13 protein-coding genes are annotated in these 14,792 nt (G+C 68.9%); 5 read left to right on the top strand and 8 right to left on the bottom strand.

The window, feature by feature from the left end; all coding sequences use genetic code 11:
- Positions 1-2: 2 nt before the first annotated feature.
- Positions 3-551 carry a crossover junction endodeoxyribonuclease RuvC gene (gene ruvC, locus EJO71_RS09015; RefSeq protein WP_125948320.1) on the bottom strand — a complete coding sequence of 183 codons (549 nt, stop codon included), beginning with the start codon at positions 549-551 and terminating at the stop codon, positions 3-5.
- A 150-nt stretch (positions 552-701) separates the two neighbouring features.
- Between ruvC and EJO71_RS09010 the strand changes: the two genes are divergently transcribed.
- Positions 702-2,780: a tetratricopeptide repeat protein gene (locus tag EJO71_RS09010; protein WP_125948321.1), complete on the top strand. Its 2,079-nt coding sequence runs from the start codon at positions 702-704 to the stop codon at positions 2,778-2,780.
- A 231-nt stretch (positions 2,781-3,011) separates the two neighbouring features.
- Here EJO71_RS09010 and EJO71_RS09005 read toward each other — a convergent pair whose 3' ends face one another.
- Positions 3,012-4,001: a phosphatidate cytidylyltransferase gene (locus tag EJO71_RS09005; RefSeq protein ID WP_125948322.1), complete on the bottom strand. Its 990-nt coding sequence runs from the start codon at positions 3,999-4,001 to the stop codon at positions 3,012-3,014.
- Positions 4,002-4,008: 7 nt separating this feature from the next.
- The gene (locus tag EJO71_RS09000) at positions 4,009-4,899 is read right to left on the bottom strand and encodes a 1-acyl-sn-glycerol-3-phosphate acyltransferase (RefSeq protein WP_125948323.1); all 891 of its coding nucleotides are present in this window, start codon (positions 4,897-4,899) and stop codon (positions 4,009-4,011) included.
- A gap of 9 nt (positions 4,900-4,908) precedes the next feature.
- On the opposite strand from EJO71_RS09000, the gene EJO71_RS08995 reads away from it, so the two are divergent.
- On the top strand, positions 4,909-5,331 hold the full coding sequence (locus EJO71_RS08995; protein ID WP_125948644.1) for a DUF2809 domain-containing protein: 423 nt from the start codon (positions 4,909-4,911) through the stop codon (positions 5,329-5,331).
- On the opposite strand, the gene EJO71_RS08990 is transcribed toward EJO71_RS08995, so the two are convergent.
- The 5 genes from EJO71_RS08990 to EJO71_RS08970 all read right to left on the bottom strand — a co-directional run bounded on the left by EJO71_RS08990 (position 5,297) and on the right by EJO71_RS08970 (position 10,616).
- Positions 5,297-6,040 (bottom strand): transglycosylase domain-containing protein, encoded by a 744-nt coding sequence (locus EJO71_RS08990; protein ID WP_125948324.1) that lies wholly within the window; start codon positions 6,038-6,040, stop codon positions 5,297-5,299. The genes EJO71_RS08995 and EJO71_RS08990 overlap by 35 nt on opposite strands.
- Positions 6,037-6,885 (bottom strand): shikimate dehydrogenase, encoded by an 849-nt coding sequence (gene aroE / locus EJO71_RS08985; protein WP_125948325.1) that lies wholly within the window; start codon positions 6,883-6,885, stop codon positions 6,037-6,039. Before aroE ends, EJO71_RS08990 begins: the two co-directional genes overlap by 4 nt.
- Before the next feature lie 23 nt (positions 6,886-6,908).
- A complete protein-coding gene (locus EJO71_RS08980; RefSeq protein ID WP_125948326.1) occupies positions 6,909-7,763 on the bottom strand; it encodes an energy transducer TonB in 855 nt (284 codons plus the stop codon).
- A gap of 55 nt (positions 7,764-7,818) precedes the next feature.
- The gene (locus EJO71_RS08975; protein WP_125948327.1) at positions 7,819-9,885 is read right to left on the bottom strand and encodes a ribonuclease catalytic domain-containing protein; all 2,067 of its coding nucleotides are present in this window, start codon (positions 9,883-9,885) and stop codon (positions 7,819-7,821) included.
- A 137-nt stretch (positions 9,886-10,022) separates the two neighbouring features.
- Positions 10,023-10,616, bottom strand: a complete 594-nt coding sequence (locus EJO71_RS08970; protein ID WP_125948328.1) for a YqiA/YcfP family alpha/beta fold hydrolase — start codon at positions 10,614-10,616, stop codon at positions 10,023-10,025.
- A 370-nt stretch (positions 10,617-10,986) separates the two neighbouring features.
- Here EJO71_RS08970 and EJO71_RS08965 point away from each other — a divergent pair, with 370 nt between their 5' ends.
- From EJO71_RS08965 to rodA, 3 genes are read left to right on the top strand one after another with little or no spacing between them, the layout of a single operon-like run.
- Positions 10,987-11,748, top strand: coding sequence for a response regulator transcription factor (locus EJO71_RS08965; RefSeq protein WP_125948329.1), 762 nt, complete (start codon positions 10,987-10,989; stop codon positions 11,746-11,748).
- A 6-nt stretch (positions 11,749-11,754) separates the two neighbouring features.
- Positions 11,755-13,602 (top strand): histidine kinase, encoded by a 1,848-nt coding sequence (locus tag EJO71_RS08960; protein ID WP_125948330.1) that lies wholly within the window; start codon positions 11,755-11,757, stop codon positions 13,600-13,602.
- Positions 13,603-13,634: 32 nt separating this feature from the next.
- A complete protein-coding gene (rodA, locus tag EJO71_RS08955) occupies positions 13,635-14,789 on the top strand; it encodes a rod shape-determining protein RodA (protein WP_125948331.1) in 1,155 nt (384 codons plus the stop codon).
- The last annotated feature ends 3 nt before the right edge of the window (positions 14,790-14,792 follow it).

Genomic DNA, 14,792 nt, shown 5'->3' with positions numbered 1-14,792 from the left:
GTTCAGCGCGAACGCCCTTGCCGGTAGGTTCCGGCGTGGGTTTTCGACAGTTCGGCCGCTTCCGCGAGCCGCGCCATCGAGCGTCCCACCTGCGCGTGCGTGATGGCGATGCCCAGTGCATCCGCCGCGTCGGCGCCCGGCAGGCCGGGGAGGTCGAGCAGCCGCCGCACCATCTCCTGGACCTGCGCCTTGGCGGCCTGGCCATGTCCGGCCACCGCCTTCTTCATCTGCAGTGCCGTGTACTCGGCCACCGAGAGGTTGTTGCTGACCAGTGCGGTCACGCACGCACCGCGCGCCTGCCCCAGCAGCAGCGTCGACTGCGGGTTGACGTTGACGAAGATGATTTCTACCGCCGACGCATCGGGCTGGTAGCGCGCGGTGATTTCCGCGATGCCGTCGAACAGCACCTTCAGCCGCGCCGGCAGGTTGCCGGTGCCCAGGTGCCGGGTACTGATGGTGCCGCTGGCCACGTAGCGCAGCGCATGGCCGTCCGCGTCGACCACGCCGAAGCCGGTGGTCTGCAAGCCGGGGTCGATGCCGAGAATGCGCATGAAAGGAAACGTAAAGGCCTAAGCCGGGGAAAAGAATGTCAAAAGAGTTGCGAAGAGGGGGCTGAAAGCCGGCTGATCGTGTGCAGAATGCGCCCCGGTCCGTACCGCCCGCCCCGCCTCGCGCGAGGCGCACCATGCAAGGAAGCGAATGTGAATGTAGTCGAGTCCTCCGCGCAGCAGCAACTGGACGAGGTGCAAGCCTTGATCGCACGCCTGCGGCAGCATCCCGCCGAACGCGCGGCCGCGAGCTTCCGCCGCATCGAGCTGCTTGACGACATGGGCCGCCGCAACGAGGCGTTGGCCGCCTGCGCCCGGATGCTCGACGAGTTCGCGGCGATACCCGATGCCGGCGTGGTCGTGCCCTGCTGCCAGGCGCTGCGCCTGCTGGCGCACATGCTGCGCCAGATGCATCGTCCCGCCGACGCGCTCGCCACGCTCGACCGCCTGGTCGCGGCGCATGGCCAGCGCGCCGAGCCGGAGATCCGCGAGCACATCGCCCATGCGCTGTACCAGCGCACCTGGTGGATCGACGAGCCCGCCGCGCGCTGCGAAGCCTGCGATGCCATGAGCGAGCTGCTCGACAGCCAGCCCGATGCCGCGCTCGACACGTGGCGCGTGGAAGCGCGGCTGCTCAAGGCCGAGGTCGAGCATCACCGCGGCCTGCCGCAGGAAGCTCTGGCCACGCTGGAGGCGGCCATCGAGCGCTTCGACGGGAGCACCGACCCCGGCGTGGTGCTGCGCGTGGCGCGTGCGCGTCTGGCCTCGGTGCTGAATCTGCGAGAGCTCGCACAGCATGCGCAGGCGCAGGTCATGTGCCTCGCAGTGGCCGACCAGATCGAGTCCGATCTCGCTCATGCGGCGCCCGAGCTGCGCATTGAGGGCGTGCGGGCGCTGACGCTGTTCTTCGACGGCTTCGGCATCGACGAGCATGCAAACCGCGCCGAGCTGGTCGGCTGGCTGCTCGACCGCTATGGCCACGATGCGTCGCCGCAGGTGCGCCGCATGGCCGTACGCCGTGCCTACGACTGGTCGGTGGGCCTGCGCGAGCAGGAAGACGGCGAGGCCGCGCTGGCCGCCTGCGACCGGCTGCTCGCCACCTTCGGCGCGGACACCGACGCCGTGGTGCATCGCACCGTCGCGAGCGCGCTGCTCAACAAGGGCTTCGTGCTGCTCGAACGGCTGGGCCGCGCGGAGGATGCGTTTACCGTGTATCGGCAACTCGCGCGCCAGCTCCAGGGCGCGCCTGCGCCCGAGCTGCAGGACACGCTGGCCAAGGCCACCGCAGGTTGCCAGGCCTGCCTGAAGCGGCTGCGCAAGGCCGACGCCGCAGGCAACCTGCCGGAGCTGCCGCGTGAACTGCGCGACGAGGTGCGCGACAAGGTCAAGCAGGGCCGCGGTCTCGGCGATGCCGGCGAGTCGCGCGAGGCCATCGCGCTGTTCGATGAAGTGCTGGCAGCACACGCGGCATCGCCGCATCCGGAACTGCGTCGCCAGTGCGCGCGGGCGCTGGTCCACAAGGCCTTCTGCCTGGTCGCGCTCGAGCGCTTCGACGAAGTGATCGCAGCCTCCGACGCGATGGACGCGCGCTACGGCGCCGACCCTTCGACCGAGATGCAGGAGACCGTCGCGCTGTGCCTGCAATACAAGAGCACCGCGCTCGACCGCCTCGGCCGGCACGACGACGAGATGCGCGTGCATGACGAGATCGTCGCGCGCTGGGGCAACTCCGAGCTGCCCGACCTGCGCGGGCGCGTGGTCGGCGCGCTGTTCCGCAAAGGGGCCACGCTGCGCCAGACCAGCCAGCTCGAGGCGGCGGTGGCCTGCTACGACGAGGCCATCGCGCGCACGACCGGCGCGAGGGAGGGCACGCTGCAGCTCTGGGCAGCCAAGTCGATGATCAACAAGGCCAAGGCGCTCGACAAGCTCGGCGACCCGGCCGGGCAGGTCAAGGCCTACCGCGCGCTCATCGCGCGCTTCGGCGATTCGGGCGATGCCGCGCTGCGAGAGCGCGTCGCCAATGCCTGCGAATGGCTGGCCGAGGCCGAAGGCCGGCAGGGGCGCGTGGAGGCGCAACGCGCGGCGCTAGAAGCCGCGCTGGGCCGCTTCGGCACTGCGCTGTCGGCCGAGCAGCGCGCACGCCTGGCGCGCGAGCTGCAGGCCTTGAAGGCCAGGGCCCTCGGGCGCAAGGCGAAGGAAGTCTTCGGCCGGGTGGTGCGCCGCAAGGCCTGAATCAGCGCACGGCGCGTCAGTGTCTCTTCAAGGGAATACCGCGGAACCGGCTCTGCCGGGCCGTAGGTATTGCCCCCTGCAAGGGGGGTGGCGTAGCGACACGAAGTGCGCGAAGCCTGGGGGTGAGCTCCGGCCCCCGCGGAACCGGCTCTGCCGGGCCGTAGGTATTGCCCCCTGCAAGGGGGGTGGCGTAGCGACACGAAGTGCGCGAAGCCTGGGGGTGAGCCAGTCTCATGCGTTGAAGTACCAGCGGATGGAGTGGAAGAAGATCGGGGCCGCGAAGCACAGCGCATCGACGCGGTCCAGCAGACCATTCGCACCCGTGACGCCCACGCCCTTCTGGCCCCAGTTCGGAATGCCCCGGTCGCGCTTGAGCGCCTTCATCACAAGGTGCCCCATCGACCCCGAGATGCACGCGATGACCGACACCGCGAGCGCCTGCCCGAACTTGAAAGGCGTGATGAACGAGAACAGCGCACCCACCAGGCTCGCCACCGCGATGCCGATGGCCCAGCTGGTCCAGTTGAAGCTGCGGCTCACGTTGGGCGCGAAGGGCGTGCGTTGCATGCGCCGCGAGATCAGGTGCTGCACCAGCACCGAGGTCTGCACCACGAACACCAGGAAGAACACGAGGAACGCGCTCTTGCCCTCGTAGCCCGGAAAGCTCAGCAGCAGCAGTGCCGGCACGTGGCTCATGCCGTAGACGCAGACCATGATGCCCCACTGCAGCTTGGCGTTGCGCTCCAGGAACTGGCTCGGGTCGTTGGCCAGCGCGCTCGTCACCGGGATCGCGAGGAACACGTAGACCGGGATGAACACGGTGAACAGGTCGAAGCGCGCCGTGGCCACCAGCCAGAACTGGATCGGCAGCACCACGAAGAAGGCGAGGATCAGGCTGCGGTGGTCGCCGCGCCGCGTGGGCGAGAGCGTGATGAACTCGCGCAGCGCGAAGAAGGAGATCAGCGCGAACAGCACGGTGGCCACGGTCTCGCCGAGCGCCCAGCCGATCCAGAAGACCAGCACCATGAACCAGGTGGTGCTCAGCAGGGCGCGGAAGTGCGCGAGCTCGGCCTGCCAGGCGGCGTCGTGCACCGGGTTGCGCTTTTCCCTGAAGCTCAGGAAGAAGGCTGTGGCGCTCACGATCGCGAGCACGCCGAAGACGATGAGAAAGAGCGCCGCGACCTGCTGGGTCGGGCTGAGGCTGCGCAGGAATTCGTTCATGTCGTCGTCAGACGTCGCGCAAGGCGATCACGGCGGCGCGCGCCCGGTCGAGGAAGGGACGGCGCTCCTCGCTTTCCTCGACGCGGATCGGCGCGCCGAAGGTGACGGAGCAGAGGATGGGCACGGGCACGATCTCGCCCTTGGGCATCACGCGCTGCACGTTGTCGATCCATGCGGGCACCAGCACCACCTCGGGGAACATCGTGGCCAGCGTGTAGAGGCCCGACTTGAATTTTTGCGGCTCGCCGGTATGGCCGCGCGTGCCCTCGGGGAAGATGATGATCGAGTCGCCGCTGCGCAGGGCCTCGACGAGCGGGGCGAGCGGATCGACGGCGGGAGCCGCCGCGACGGGGGCGGGCTCGGGTTCCGCCGGGGGCGGAGGTGGCTCGGGTGGCGGCGCGGGCGGTGGAGCAGGGGGCTCGGGCAGGTCGAGCCGGCCTTGTGCGCCGGGTACGGTTTCGGCGGGCGGCTCGTACGAGGTGAGGGGCAGCAGCGGTTCCATCGAGGGCTCGATGCGCTCGGCCAGTGGGGGAACGGCTGCGCGTACGGCGGGCGGCGGTGGCGGTGCCTCGGCCATCGCGGGCGCTGCTGCTGCGGCAGGTGCCGCCGGGGCGGGCGTTGCCTGCCGCTCCACGTAGACCGCGTTGAACACCTCCGTCGTGATCCAGCGCTTGACTGGCGTGTTGGCCCAGTAGTCGCGCGCGGCAATCGGCCGCGTGATGCTGCGCAACTCTTCGGGCAGCGCCGCCCAGATCATCACCAGGTCGGCGTGGCTCTGGTGATTGGCGAAATAGATGCGCTGCTCGGCCTTCGGCGGACAGCCATACCAGCGCGCCTGCGCGCCCGTGAGCAAGCGGACGATCCCAAGAAGCAACCAACCCGTGAGCTTTGCCAGCATATGGGCGCGATGATACGGGCCATGCGATGGCGTTTCGATCCTCTTTCTCTGGCCTGGGCCGTGGCCCTGTTTCTCGTCCTCCTGCTGCTGGCCACCGTCGGCGCGCGCTGGGGCTGGCTGCGCAGCTTCTTCGGCGACGTGCTGGCCGTGGTGTGGGTGTACTTCGTGTTCAAGACGGTCATCGGTGCGCGCGTGCTGCCGCTGGCGCTGGCTGCGCTAGGCGTGGGCCTCGTCGTCGAGCTCGGCCAGTACCTCGCGGCGGCGTGGCACCTGCACATTCCGAACCGCGCCCTGCGCATCGTGCTCGGCAGCACGGCCGACTGGTGGGATGTGCTGGCCTACACGATCGGCTTCGCGGCCGTGCTGGCCATCGAGGGCCTGCGCGGCGCGGCCATCTTCAGGGCAGCTCGGCCGCAGGCATCCGCGCCATGACCGTGGAAGCACGCCCGCTCAGATAGGGCGAGCCGGTCCGGCGCTCGAAGAACTTGGGGCTGGGCAGCATCACCGCGAGGCGCGCCGCCTCGCCGGTGCCCAGGCGCGAAGCCGGCTTGCGGAAGTAATGTTGCGAGGCCGCCTCGGCGCCGAACACGCCTTCGCCCCACTCGACGTTGTTGAGGTAGATCTCCAGGATGCGGCGCTTGTCGAGCAGCACTTCGAGCAGCGTGGCGAGCACCAGCTCCTGCCCCTTGCGCAGCATGGTGCGCTCGCCCGACAGCAGCAGGTTCTTCGCGAGCTGCTGCGTGATGGTGGAGCCGCCGCGCAGCTGCACGGGCTTTACCGGCCTGCCGCGCGCCACCGCACGCGCGGCCCGCTTCGCGGCGAGTTCCTCGGCCTTGGCGTTGCGCTGGCGCGCGCGCTCGATGGCTTCCCACTCCACGCCGTTGTGGTCGACGAAGCCGGCATCCTCGCTTGCGATGACGGCGCGCTTGAGCGTGTCGCTGATCTGCGAGTAGGGCACCCACTCCTGGCGCCAGCCGCCGTCGCGGCCCTGGTGCACGGCGATCTGGAAAGCCTCGGAGCGCTGGAACGCGGTGCTCTGCGGATCGACCACGGCCATCGCCGCGATGCGCACCACGAAGAAAAGCTGGAGTGCCACGCCCGCCACCGCGAGGCAGGCGACGAGGCGCAGCACGGCCTTCATTTCAGTTCGGCTCGGATTTCGGCCAGCACCTGTGCGGAGGGGGGGCGCACGCCGCGCCAGATCTCGAAGGATTCGGCCGCCTGCTCGACCAGCATGCCGAGTCCGTCGCGCGCGACCGCGCCGTGCGCCTCGGCCCAGGCCATGAAGCCCGCCGCGGCCGGGCCGTACATCATGTCGACCGCGAGCCCGCCTTCGCGCAGCACGCTGGCCTTCACCGGCACCGCATCGCCCGCGAGGCTGGAGGCGGTGGCGTTGACCACCACGTCGAAGGCGCCCGGCACTTCGTCGAGCGCCCAGGCTTCGAGCGAGGCGCCGTGGCGCAGCGCGATGGCCGCATGCCGGCGCACCAGCTCGACGGCCTTGTCCACGGTACGGTTCGCCACCACGACGCGCGAGGCGCCCGCATCGAGCAGCGGGCCCAGCACGCCGGCCGCCGCGCCACCCGCGCCGATCAGCAGCAGCGCCTTGCCCTGCAGCGGCACGGCCGCGTTGCGCACGATGTCGTTGACCAGCCCGATGCCGTCGGTGTTGTCGGCGTGGATGCCGCCGTTGGCATCGAATCGCAGCGTGTTCACCGCCTGCGCGAGCCGGGCGCGCTCGCTGGTGTGCTGCGCCAGCGCGGCGGCCTCGAACTTGAAGGGCACCGTGATGTTGCAGCCGCGAGCTGTGTCGCCGCGTTCGGCGGCTTCGTTGCGGAAGGCCGAGATGCCTTCGGCGAACGCGCCGAGAGGAATCAGCCGGCGGCCGTAGTCCATCTGCTGGCCGCAAAGCTCGGCGAAGCGGGCGTGGATGCGGGGCGAGCGGCTGTGCTCGACCGGGTTGCCCATGACGCAGTACAGGTCCATGGTGTCTGCCTCTTGTCTTCCGTCTACTGCGATGAGAGTTCGACCGATCCGTCGTGCGCGAAGCGGAAGTGCGGCCGGATCACGATCTGGTCGGCGTGCTCCTTGCGCATCGCGTCGGTGAAGGTGCCGAAGTTGCCCACGCTGGCCACGATGGCCTGGGCGCGCTTGTCGAGTACCGGAACGCCCGAGCTTTCGTCGACCACCGTCGAGAGCAGCCGGCCGTCGAAGTTGACCGTGATGGTCATCGTGAGTTCGCCGTAGAGCTTCTTGCCGGCAAGCGTCGGGAAATTGGCGGTGCCCTGCGCTTCCACCCGGCGGCGCAGCGAATCCACGTAGCTGGCGAAGGCGGCCTCGCGCGTGAAGGGGCTCAGGAAGCGCTTCTTCGGGCGGGCGTTCTCCTCGTTCACGCGCCGCTCGATCTCGGCGAGCAGGTTGATCATCTGGCGGCGCTTTTCTTCCTGCGCCGTGGCCTCGGTCGGGTCGCCGGGGTTGCGCGGATCGGGCGCAGGCATGGCGGCCAGGTCGCGCTTGAGCTGGGTGAGCATCTGCATCTGCTCGGCCTGCATCGCATCGACCTTGCGCTGCGCATCCTCGAAGGAATCGCCGACGGTGGTGAAGCTCGACGGCGGCAGCGGGCTGGTCGCGCGGCCCTTGTCGAGGTCGCCGCCGCCCGCGAGCGAGGTCTGTGCGCGCAGACGGGCAGCGGGGTCGGGCTTGTCGTTGGTCTTGCTGTTGACCAGGATCACTTCGAGCGGCGTGTCGCTGAAGACCTTGTTGAACGACTCGGGATCGACGAAGCGCACCGCGAGCAGCGCGGCGTGCGCAATGACCGACACGCCCAGTGCAATCTGCAGCGTGCTGAGGTCCTTGAAGTTCATTCTCGAAACTCCTCCAGGGGCCGCATCATTTCTCCGGACGACGATCCGCCGGGTTTCATGCTGGCGTGTTTTCCTCGGGCGCGGCCTCGCTGTCGTTCAGGTCGACGGCAATGGCGATCGGGCCCGCAACCACTTCCTCTTCCTCCTCGTCGCCCTCCTGGCCGTCGGCCGCGCCGGTCTTGGGCGCATCGAGGCGCTCGAGCACGGTGCCGCTCACGTCGAGGGCGATCTCGTCGATCTCGCCGAGCTTCACGCGCAGGCGCGCGCCGCGCTCCTGCTGACCAGCCACGGGGAACACCAGCGGCAGCGCATCGGCGCGAACCAGCGCGCCGTTGGGCAGGTCCTTGATGACGGTGGCTTCCAGTTCGGCGATGCCCTGCTGTTGCAGGTACTTCAGCGTCCAGAAGCGCTCCATGCCGCCCTGGTAGGCGTTGTACGCGGCATAGGCCGCGTCGAAGCCCGAGAGGATCGAGAACAGGTCGGCATCCTTCGGCTTGAAGGGGGCGGCCAATGCGGCGGTCTTGCCGTGGCGCGCGGCGGCGATGATCTGCCACTGGTTCACCAGGTCGGTGTAGCGGCGCAGCGGCGAGGTGCTCCAGGCGTAGCTCTTCACGCCCAGGCCGGCGTGCGGCAGCGGGCGCGTGCCCATTCGCACCTTGATGCCGGGCGCCAGGCTGGCCTGGCTGCGGTAGAGCCCTGGCACGCCGAGTTCGCCGAGCCAGCCGCCCCAGCTGCTGTTGGCCAGGATCATCGCCTCGGACACGATCAGGTCGAGCGGCGCGCCGCGCTGGCGCGTGCTGATCTGCACCTGTTCGCCGCCGGTGGGTTCGGCGCCGTCGTTGCCGACGAGGCGGAAGTTGTAGTCGGGCCGGTTGAAGTTCTCCGGCTTGCCGCGCACCACCTCGCGCTGGGCCTTCAGCTGCTTCGCAAGGCGGAACAGGAAGGAGAGTGGGGCGCGCATGCTGGCTGCGGCCTCGGGCGTGCCTTCAGCCTGGAAGGATGCATCTTCGAGCCACTGCTGCGTGACGACGGTGTCGAGCTGGTCATGGCGCAGGTTGGCGACGATGGGCACGCGCTCCAGTTTCGTCTCGGTGCCCTGCAGTTCCAGCGTGGCTTCGTCGAAGCGCGCGTAGAGCGACACCGCCGGGCGGTCGCCGCCTTCTAGCAGCGTGTAGGTGTCGACCACCTCGTCGGGCAACATCGTGATCTTGTAGCCCGGCATGTAGACCGTCGACATACGCGCGCGCGCCACGTTGTCGATGGCGCTGCCCGGCGTGAGCGCCAGGGCCGGCGCGGCGATGTGGATGCCGACCGTGACGGTGCCCGTGCCCAGGCCCTGCACGGAAAGCGCGTCGTCGATTTCCGTGGTCTGCGAGTCGTCGATGGAGAAGGCTTGCACGCCGGCGGCCAGCGGCAGGTCGTCCGCGATGGCGGGCGCCGCGAGCGCGGGGAAGCCCGTGCCCTTGGGGAAGTTCTCGAACAGGAAACGCCGCCAGTGGAACTGGTAGGGCGAATCGATGGCACCGGCGCGCTCCAGCAGGTCGAGCGGCGGGCGCTGCGTGGCGCGCGCGGCCTCGACCACGGCCTTGTACTCGGGGGCGTTCTTGTCGGGGCGGAAGAGAATCTTGTAGAGCTGCTCGCGGACGGGCGCAGGGCACACGCCTTCGGCCAGCTGAGCGGCCCACTCGGCGATCTGCGCCAGGACGGCCTTCTTCTTCTCGATGGCGGCCAGCGCCTGCTGCACGATCTCGGCCGGCGCCTTCTTGAAGCGCCCCTTGCCGGCGCGCCGGAAGTAGTGCGGTGCCTCGAACAGCGCGAACAGGGCGGCTGCCTGCTGGGCGAGCGAGGGCTTTTCGCTGAAATATTCAGCGGCCAGCTCGGCAAAGGCGAATTCGCCCTCGGGCGCGAATTCCCAGGTGAGGTCGAGATCCATGGCGGCGGCGAGCGAGCGGCCCTCGGCGATCAAGTCGGCGGGCGACGGTTTCTCGAAGCGCAGAACGATGTTGGCGCCCTTGACCTTGACGCGCTTGCCGGTGTCGAGCTCGACCTGTGCCGACGCTTCGGCCTCCGACAGCACGCGGCCGCCGAGGTACTTGCCGGCTTCTTCAAACAATACAAACATCCCTCGATTGTCCCACGCAGAAACCGGCGCGCTCCCATTCAAGGGACGCCGCGGAACCGGCTTTGCCGGGCCGCAGGTGTCGCCCCCTGCGAGGGGGCGGCGCAGCGACACGAAGTGCGCGAAGCCTGGGGGTGTGCCTAGATGGGGTTGATGAAGGCCATCACGTCGTCGAGATGGGCCTTCTCGAAATCGGAAAGAGCATGGTCGCCGCCTTCGAGCAGCTTGATGTTGCTGTCGGGGTAGCGCGCGGACATCTCGTGCCAGTCGAGCGCCTCGTCGCCCTTAGCGATGATGGCGAACACGCGCTCGGGCCGCGTGAGCGGGCCGACTTCCATCGCGCGAAGCTCGTGGATGTACTCGGGACGGAAATAGAAATGCTCGGCCGGGTCGTGCCAGGCGGTCTGGTCGCCGATGTAGCGCATGAGATCGCGCGCAGGGTGCACGGCCGGATTGAGCAGCACCGCGCGGCAGCGCGTCATGCCGGCGACGTAGGTGGCGTAGTAGCCGCCGAGCGAGGAACCCACCACCGCCATCGACTTGCGCGGCCAGTGCGCGATGCCCTTCATCACCATGTCGATGGCGTCGTGCGGCGACGGCGGCAGCTGCGGACACCACCACTGCAGGTTCGGATGACGCCGTGCGACGCGGTCCGCGACGATCCGGGCCTTGGTCGAGCGAGGCGAAGAGCGGAAGCCGTGCAGGTAGAGCAGGTGGGTTGTTTGCGGATCCATGCGAGGAAAAGACGGGAGGTGCGGCGGCCGCACCTCGCTTGCCGGGAACGGGTAATTCTGCATGAGGTCTGTTCTCGCGAGGCCGCCTCCAACATACAAAAACCCGGCTGGGCGGGTTCTTCGATGGAGCCGCGGCCCACCGAGTCCCCGGGGTGCACCGGCATTCCATGTGCCCCGGTTCGGGGCGCGTCACGTATCTGGAATTCGAAAGTATTCAGACTTCGTTCGCGCGCCGTGCGAACCGCCTACGTTCCGGTTACTTCGTCCGCGCGGACAGGGGAGAAACCGCCCGGAAAAAAGCGGCCAGAGTTTCAGGCAAGCCCGCGCTCGCACATATCCCATGAACGAGGGATGTGCACATGGATTCCCCATGCTCGCCGAGGCTTATGCTCGGAGGATGAACATTGAGGCTCAGGACGACGCGACGCTACGCCGCTGGGGTGTGCTCGTCGTCGAAGACGATAGCCGCGCGCGCGCCTTTTTCGAGGCAAGCGTGCAGCGCAGCCCCCGCCTTTTCTGGCTCGGCAGCGCGGGCACCGTGCAGGAAGCGCTGGGCTGGCTGTCTCGTACCACCACCATTCCCGACGTGCTCCTGGTCGACCTCGGCATGCCGGACGGCACGGGCCTCGACGTGATCCGCGACGCCGTGTCGCGCTTTCCCGGCTGCGAGCCGCTCGTCGTTTCGGTATTCGGCGACGAGGAAAACGTTCTCGCCAGCATCGAGGCGGGCGCCGTGGGCTACATCCACAAGGACGCCGCGCCGGAGGACATCGCGCAGACCATCGTCGAGATGAAGGCCGGCGCCTCGCCGATCTCGCCCATGATCGCGCGGCGCGTGCTCGCGAAGTACCGCAGCCTGCAGACGGCGGCGCCCCCCGGCACGACGCCGGGCGCAACGCCCGAGGCGGCCGCGGAAGAAGCCGACCGCGGCCTGCTGTCGGCGCGCGAGCACGAGGTGCTGACGCTGATCGCGCGCGGTTTTTCCTATGCGGAGATCGCCCGGCTCAAGGGCCTGAGCGTGCACACGGTGCAGACCCACATCAAGAACCTCTACGGAAAGCTCGCCGTGCATTCCAAGAGCGAAGCGGTCTTCGAGGCGACGCGTCTCGGCCTGTTGTCTCATCCGGGCTGAGCGCAGATGCGACAGAACTGGGTGTCGCTGGTGATGCCGTGGCTGGCGATGCTCCTGATGGGCATCGCAGGCGTTTCCGGCGCGGCCGCCGTTTCCGAGGCGCCGATCGAGCTGCGGCAGGGCACCGTGACGACCACCGTCGACGGCGTCACGCGCACCGGGCCGGTCGAGCTTTCCTACCATTGGGATCGCCAGCACGGCGGGCGGCCCGGCGAAGCCAGCTTCGACCTGCCGTTCACGCTCGAAGCCGAGCCCGAGACGCCGTGGGGCATCTTCATCCCGCGCGCCGGCAACGTCTTCGAGGTGCAGCTCAACGACGCGCTGCTGCAGGTCTACGGCGACCTGACGCGCGGCAACGGCGCCGACTACGCCAAGGCGCCCATCTACGTGCCCGTGCCCGGCAAGCTGCTGCGCAAGGGCGACAACCTGCTGCAGATCCGCCTGCACGCCGACACCGCCCGCCTCGCGGGGCTGTCGCAGGTGGTCATCGGACCGGCCGCGGTGGTGCGCAATGAGCTCTTCGAGAGCGCCAACGCATGGCGTTTCACCGGCTCGGTGCTGCTGATGGCCTTCAGCCTGATCGTCGGCGGCATTGCGCTGGCACTGTGGCTCACGCAGCTCGATGTCGACGCCGGCGGCGTGCAGCGGCGCGTGGGCATCTACTTCTGGGCCGCGCTGGCGGCATTCTTCTGGGCGGCGCGCATGGCCGACGGGCTGGTCGCCGAGCCGCCGTTGTCCTGGGGGTCGTGGGGCGTGCTGATGGCTGCCTGCTATGCCGGCTGGGTGGCTGCCTCCATGATGTTCGTCTGCCACCTCGCGGGTTGGGCGAACGAGCGGCGCTACCTCTGGGTGCGCTGGTCGGTGGCGGGCATCGTGGCCGGAACGGTGCTGTTCAGCGCGCTGTCGCTGCAGCGGGACGAGCCGGCGTGGTTCACCGGCTGGCTCGCCGTCGAGCTCGTGTTCGTCGCCGCCTTCGTCGGCGCTTTCGCCGTCGCCACGCTGCGCAGCCCGAGCGACGACCGCCTGCTGATGGCCGGCGCGGCACTGGTCACCGTGGCCTTCGGCGCGCGCGACTGGCTTGTGATCCGCCTGAGCGACGCTTACGGCGAGACCACCTGGGTGCGCTATTCGTCGGTGTTCTTCGGCGCGGTGCTGCTCCTGATCGTGTTGCGGCGCTTCCGCGCGGCGACCGTGGAGGCGCGGGGCTCCGTCGCGGCCCTGGCCGAGCGGGTGGCCCAGCGCGAGCGCGAGCTGGCAGCCACCTATGCCGAGCTGGAGGCCGCGGCGCAGGTCCAGGCACGCACCCACGAGCGCGAACGCATCCTGCGCGAGATGCACGACGGCGTGGGCTCGCACATCAGTTCGGCGATCCGCCAGCTTCAGTCGGGCCAGAGCAGCTCGGGCGACCTGCTGCGCACGCTGCGCGACTCGCTGGACCAGCTCAAGCTGCAGATCGATTCCATCCACCTGCCGCCGGGCGACGTGGGGGCGCTGCTCGCGGCCGCGCGCTACCGGCTGGAACCCCGCCTGGCGTCCGCCGGCATCGAGTTCGAATGGGCTGTGGACGAGGTGGAGCCGGTGGCCGGGCTCGACGCGCACGGCATGCGGCAGCTGCAGTTCCTGCTGTTCGAGGCCATCTCCAACGTGCTGCAGCACGCCGAGGCCACCGTGCTTCGCTTCGAGGCCGGCATGCAGGGCAAGACGGTGCAGCTGCGGGTGATCGACAACGGCAAGGGCTTCGACACCGCCAAGCACATGCCGCGGTCGCTGTCGGAGCGCTCGGGGGCCATCGGGGCCCGGTTGACGGTCGAAAGCCGACCCGGGCGCACGGTCGTTCAGCTCGAATTCGATTGAGGCGGTTGGCGGGGCTGGGATAATCCGCCTCCATGTCCGCCGTGTTCAATCAGCCCTCCCTGGCGCGTCGAATTGCGCCCATCTTCCAGGGCTTCGACGGCTTCCTGGCCTTTGCCGTCCTGCTGCTCGCCTTCGCCGGGCTGCTGACCATGTATTCCTCGGGTTACGACCACGGAACCCGTTTCGTCGACCATGGCCGCAACATGCTGCTGGCCGGTTTCATCATGTTCGTGGTGGCGCAGGTGCCGCCGCAGCGGCTGATGCTGGCCGCGGTGCCGCTCTACACGATGGGCGTGGCGCTGCTGGTGGCGGTGGCGCTGTTCGGCATCACCAAGAAGGGCGCCCAGCGCTGGATCAACGTGGGCGTGGTCATCCAGCCCAGCGAAATCCTGAAGATCGCCATGCCGCTGATGCTGGCCTGGTGGTTCCAGCGGCGCGAAGGCCAGTTGCGGCCGCTCGACTTCGTGGTGGCGACGATGCTGCTGGCTGTGCCGGTGGGGCTCATCATGAAGCAGCCCGACCTGGGCACCTCGCTGCTGGTGCTGGCGGCGGGGCTGTCGGTGATCTTCTTCGCGGGGCTGCCGTGGAAGCTGATCGTGCCGCCGGTGGTGATCGGCGCCGTGGCCATCACGCTGATCGTGAGTTTCGAGTCGAGGCTGTGTGCCGACGGGGTCGACTGGCGCGTGCTGCACGACTACCAGAAGCAGCGCGTGTGCACGCTGCTCGACCCGACCAAGGATCCGCTGGGCAAGGGCTTCCACATCATCCAGGGGATGATCGCCATCGGTTCGGGCGGGGTGGGCGGCAAGGGCTTCATGCAGGGCACGCAGACGCACCTCGAATTCATTCCCGAGCGCACCACCGACTTCATCTTTGCCGCCTATTCCGAGGAATTCGGGCTCATGGGCAACCTGGCGCTGATCTCGGCCTTCATCCTGCTGATCTTCCGGGGGCTGGTCATTGCGGCCAATGCGGGAACCCTGTTCTCGCGCCTGCTGGCGGGGGCGGTGACGATGATCTTCTTCACCTACGCCTTCGTGAACATGGGCATGGTGAGCGGCATCCTGCCGGTGGTGGGCGTGCCGCTGCCATTCATCAGCTATGGCGGCACCGCGATGGTGACGCTGGGGCTGGGGCTGGGCATCCTGATGTCGATCGCCAGGGCGAGGAAGCTCGCCCAGAACTAGCGC

The sequence above is a fragment of the Variovorax sp. 679 genome, assembly GCF_003952185.1.
GTDB lineage: Bacteria > Pseudomonadota > Gammaproteobacteria > Burkholderiales > Burkholderiaceae_C > Variovorax.
Note: the sequence above shows the minus strand (reverse complement) of the source record. Positions and strands in the feature narration are given on the sequence as shown.

Coding starts and splice junctions, on each gene's coding strand:
- EJO71_RS08975 (WP_125948327.1), bottom strand. CDS start 9,885: ATGTTTGTATTGTTTGAAGAAGCCGGCAAGTACCTCGGCGGCCGCGTG.
- EJO71_RS08995 (WP_125948644.1), top strand. CDS start 4,909: ATGATACGGGCCATGCGATGGCGTTTCGATCCTCTTTCTCTGGCCTGG.
- EJO71_RS08990 (WP_125948324.1), bottom strand. CDS start 6,040: ATGAAGGCCGTGCTGCGCCTCGTCGCCTGCCTCGCGGTGGCGGGCGTG.
- EJO71_RS08965 (WP_125948329.1), top strand. CDS start 10,987: ATGCTCGCCGAGGCTTATGCTCGGAGGATGAACATTGAGGCTCAGGAC.
- EJO71_RS09000 (WP_125948323.1), bottom strand. CDS start 4,899: ATGCTGGCAAAGCTCACGGGTTGGTTGCTTCTTGGGATCGTCCGCTTG.
- ruvC (WP_125948320.1), bottom strand. CDS start 551: ATGCGCATTCTCGGCATCGACCCCGGCTTGCAGACCACCGGCTTCGGC.
- EJO71_RS08970 (WP_125948328.1), bottom strand. CDS start 10,616: ATGGATCCGCAAACAACCCACCTGCTCTACCTGCACGGCTTCCGCTCT.
- EJO71_RS08980 (WP_125948326.1), bottom strand. CDS start 7,763: ATGAACTTCAAGGACCTCAGCACGCTGCAGATTGCACTGGGCGTGTCG.
- EJO71_RS08960 (WP_125948330.1), top strand. CDS start 11,755: ATGCGACAGAACTGGGTGTCGCTGGTGATGCCGTGGCTGGCGATGCTC.
- rodA (WP_125948331.1), top strand. CDS start 13,635: ATGTCCGCCGTGTTCAATCAGCCCTCCCTGGCGCGTCGAATTGCGCCC.
- EJO71_RS09005 (WP_125948322.1), bottom strand. CDS start 4,001: ATGAACGAATTCCTGCGCAGCCTCAGCCCGACCCAGCAGGTCGCGGCG.
- aroE (WP_125948325.1), bottom strand. CDS start 6,885: ATGGACCTGTACTGCGTCATGGGCAACCCGGTCGAGCACAGCCGCTCG.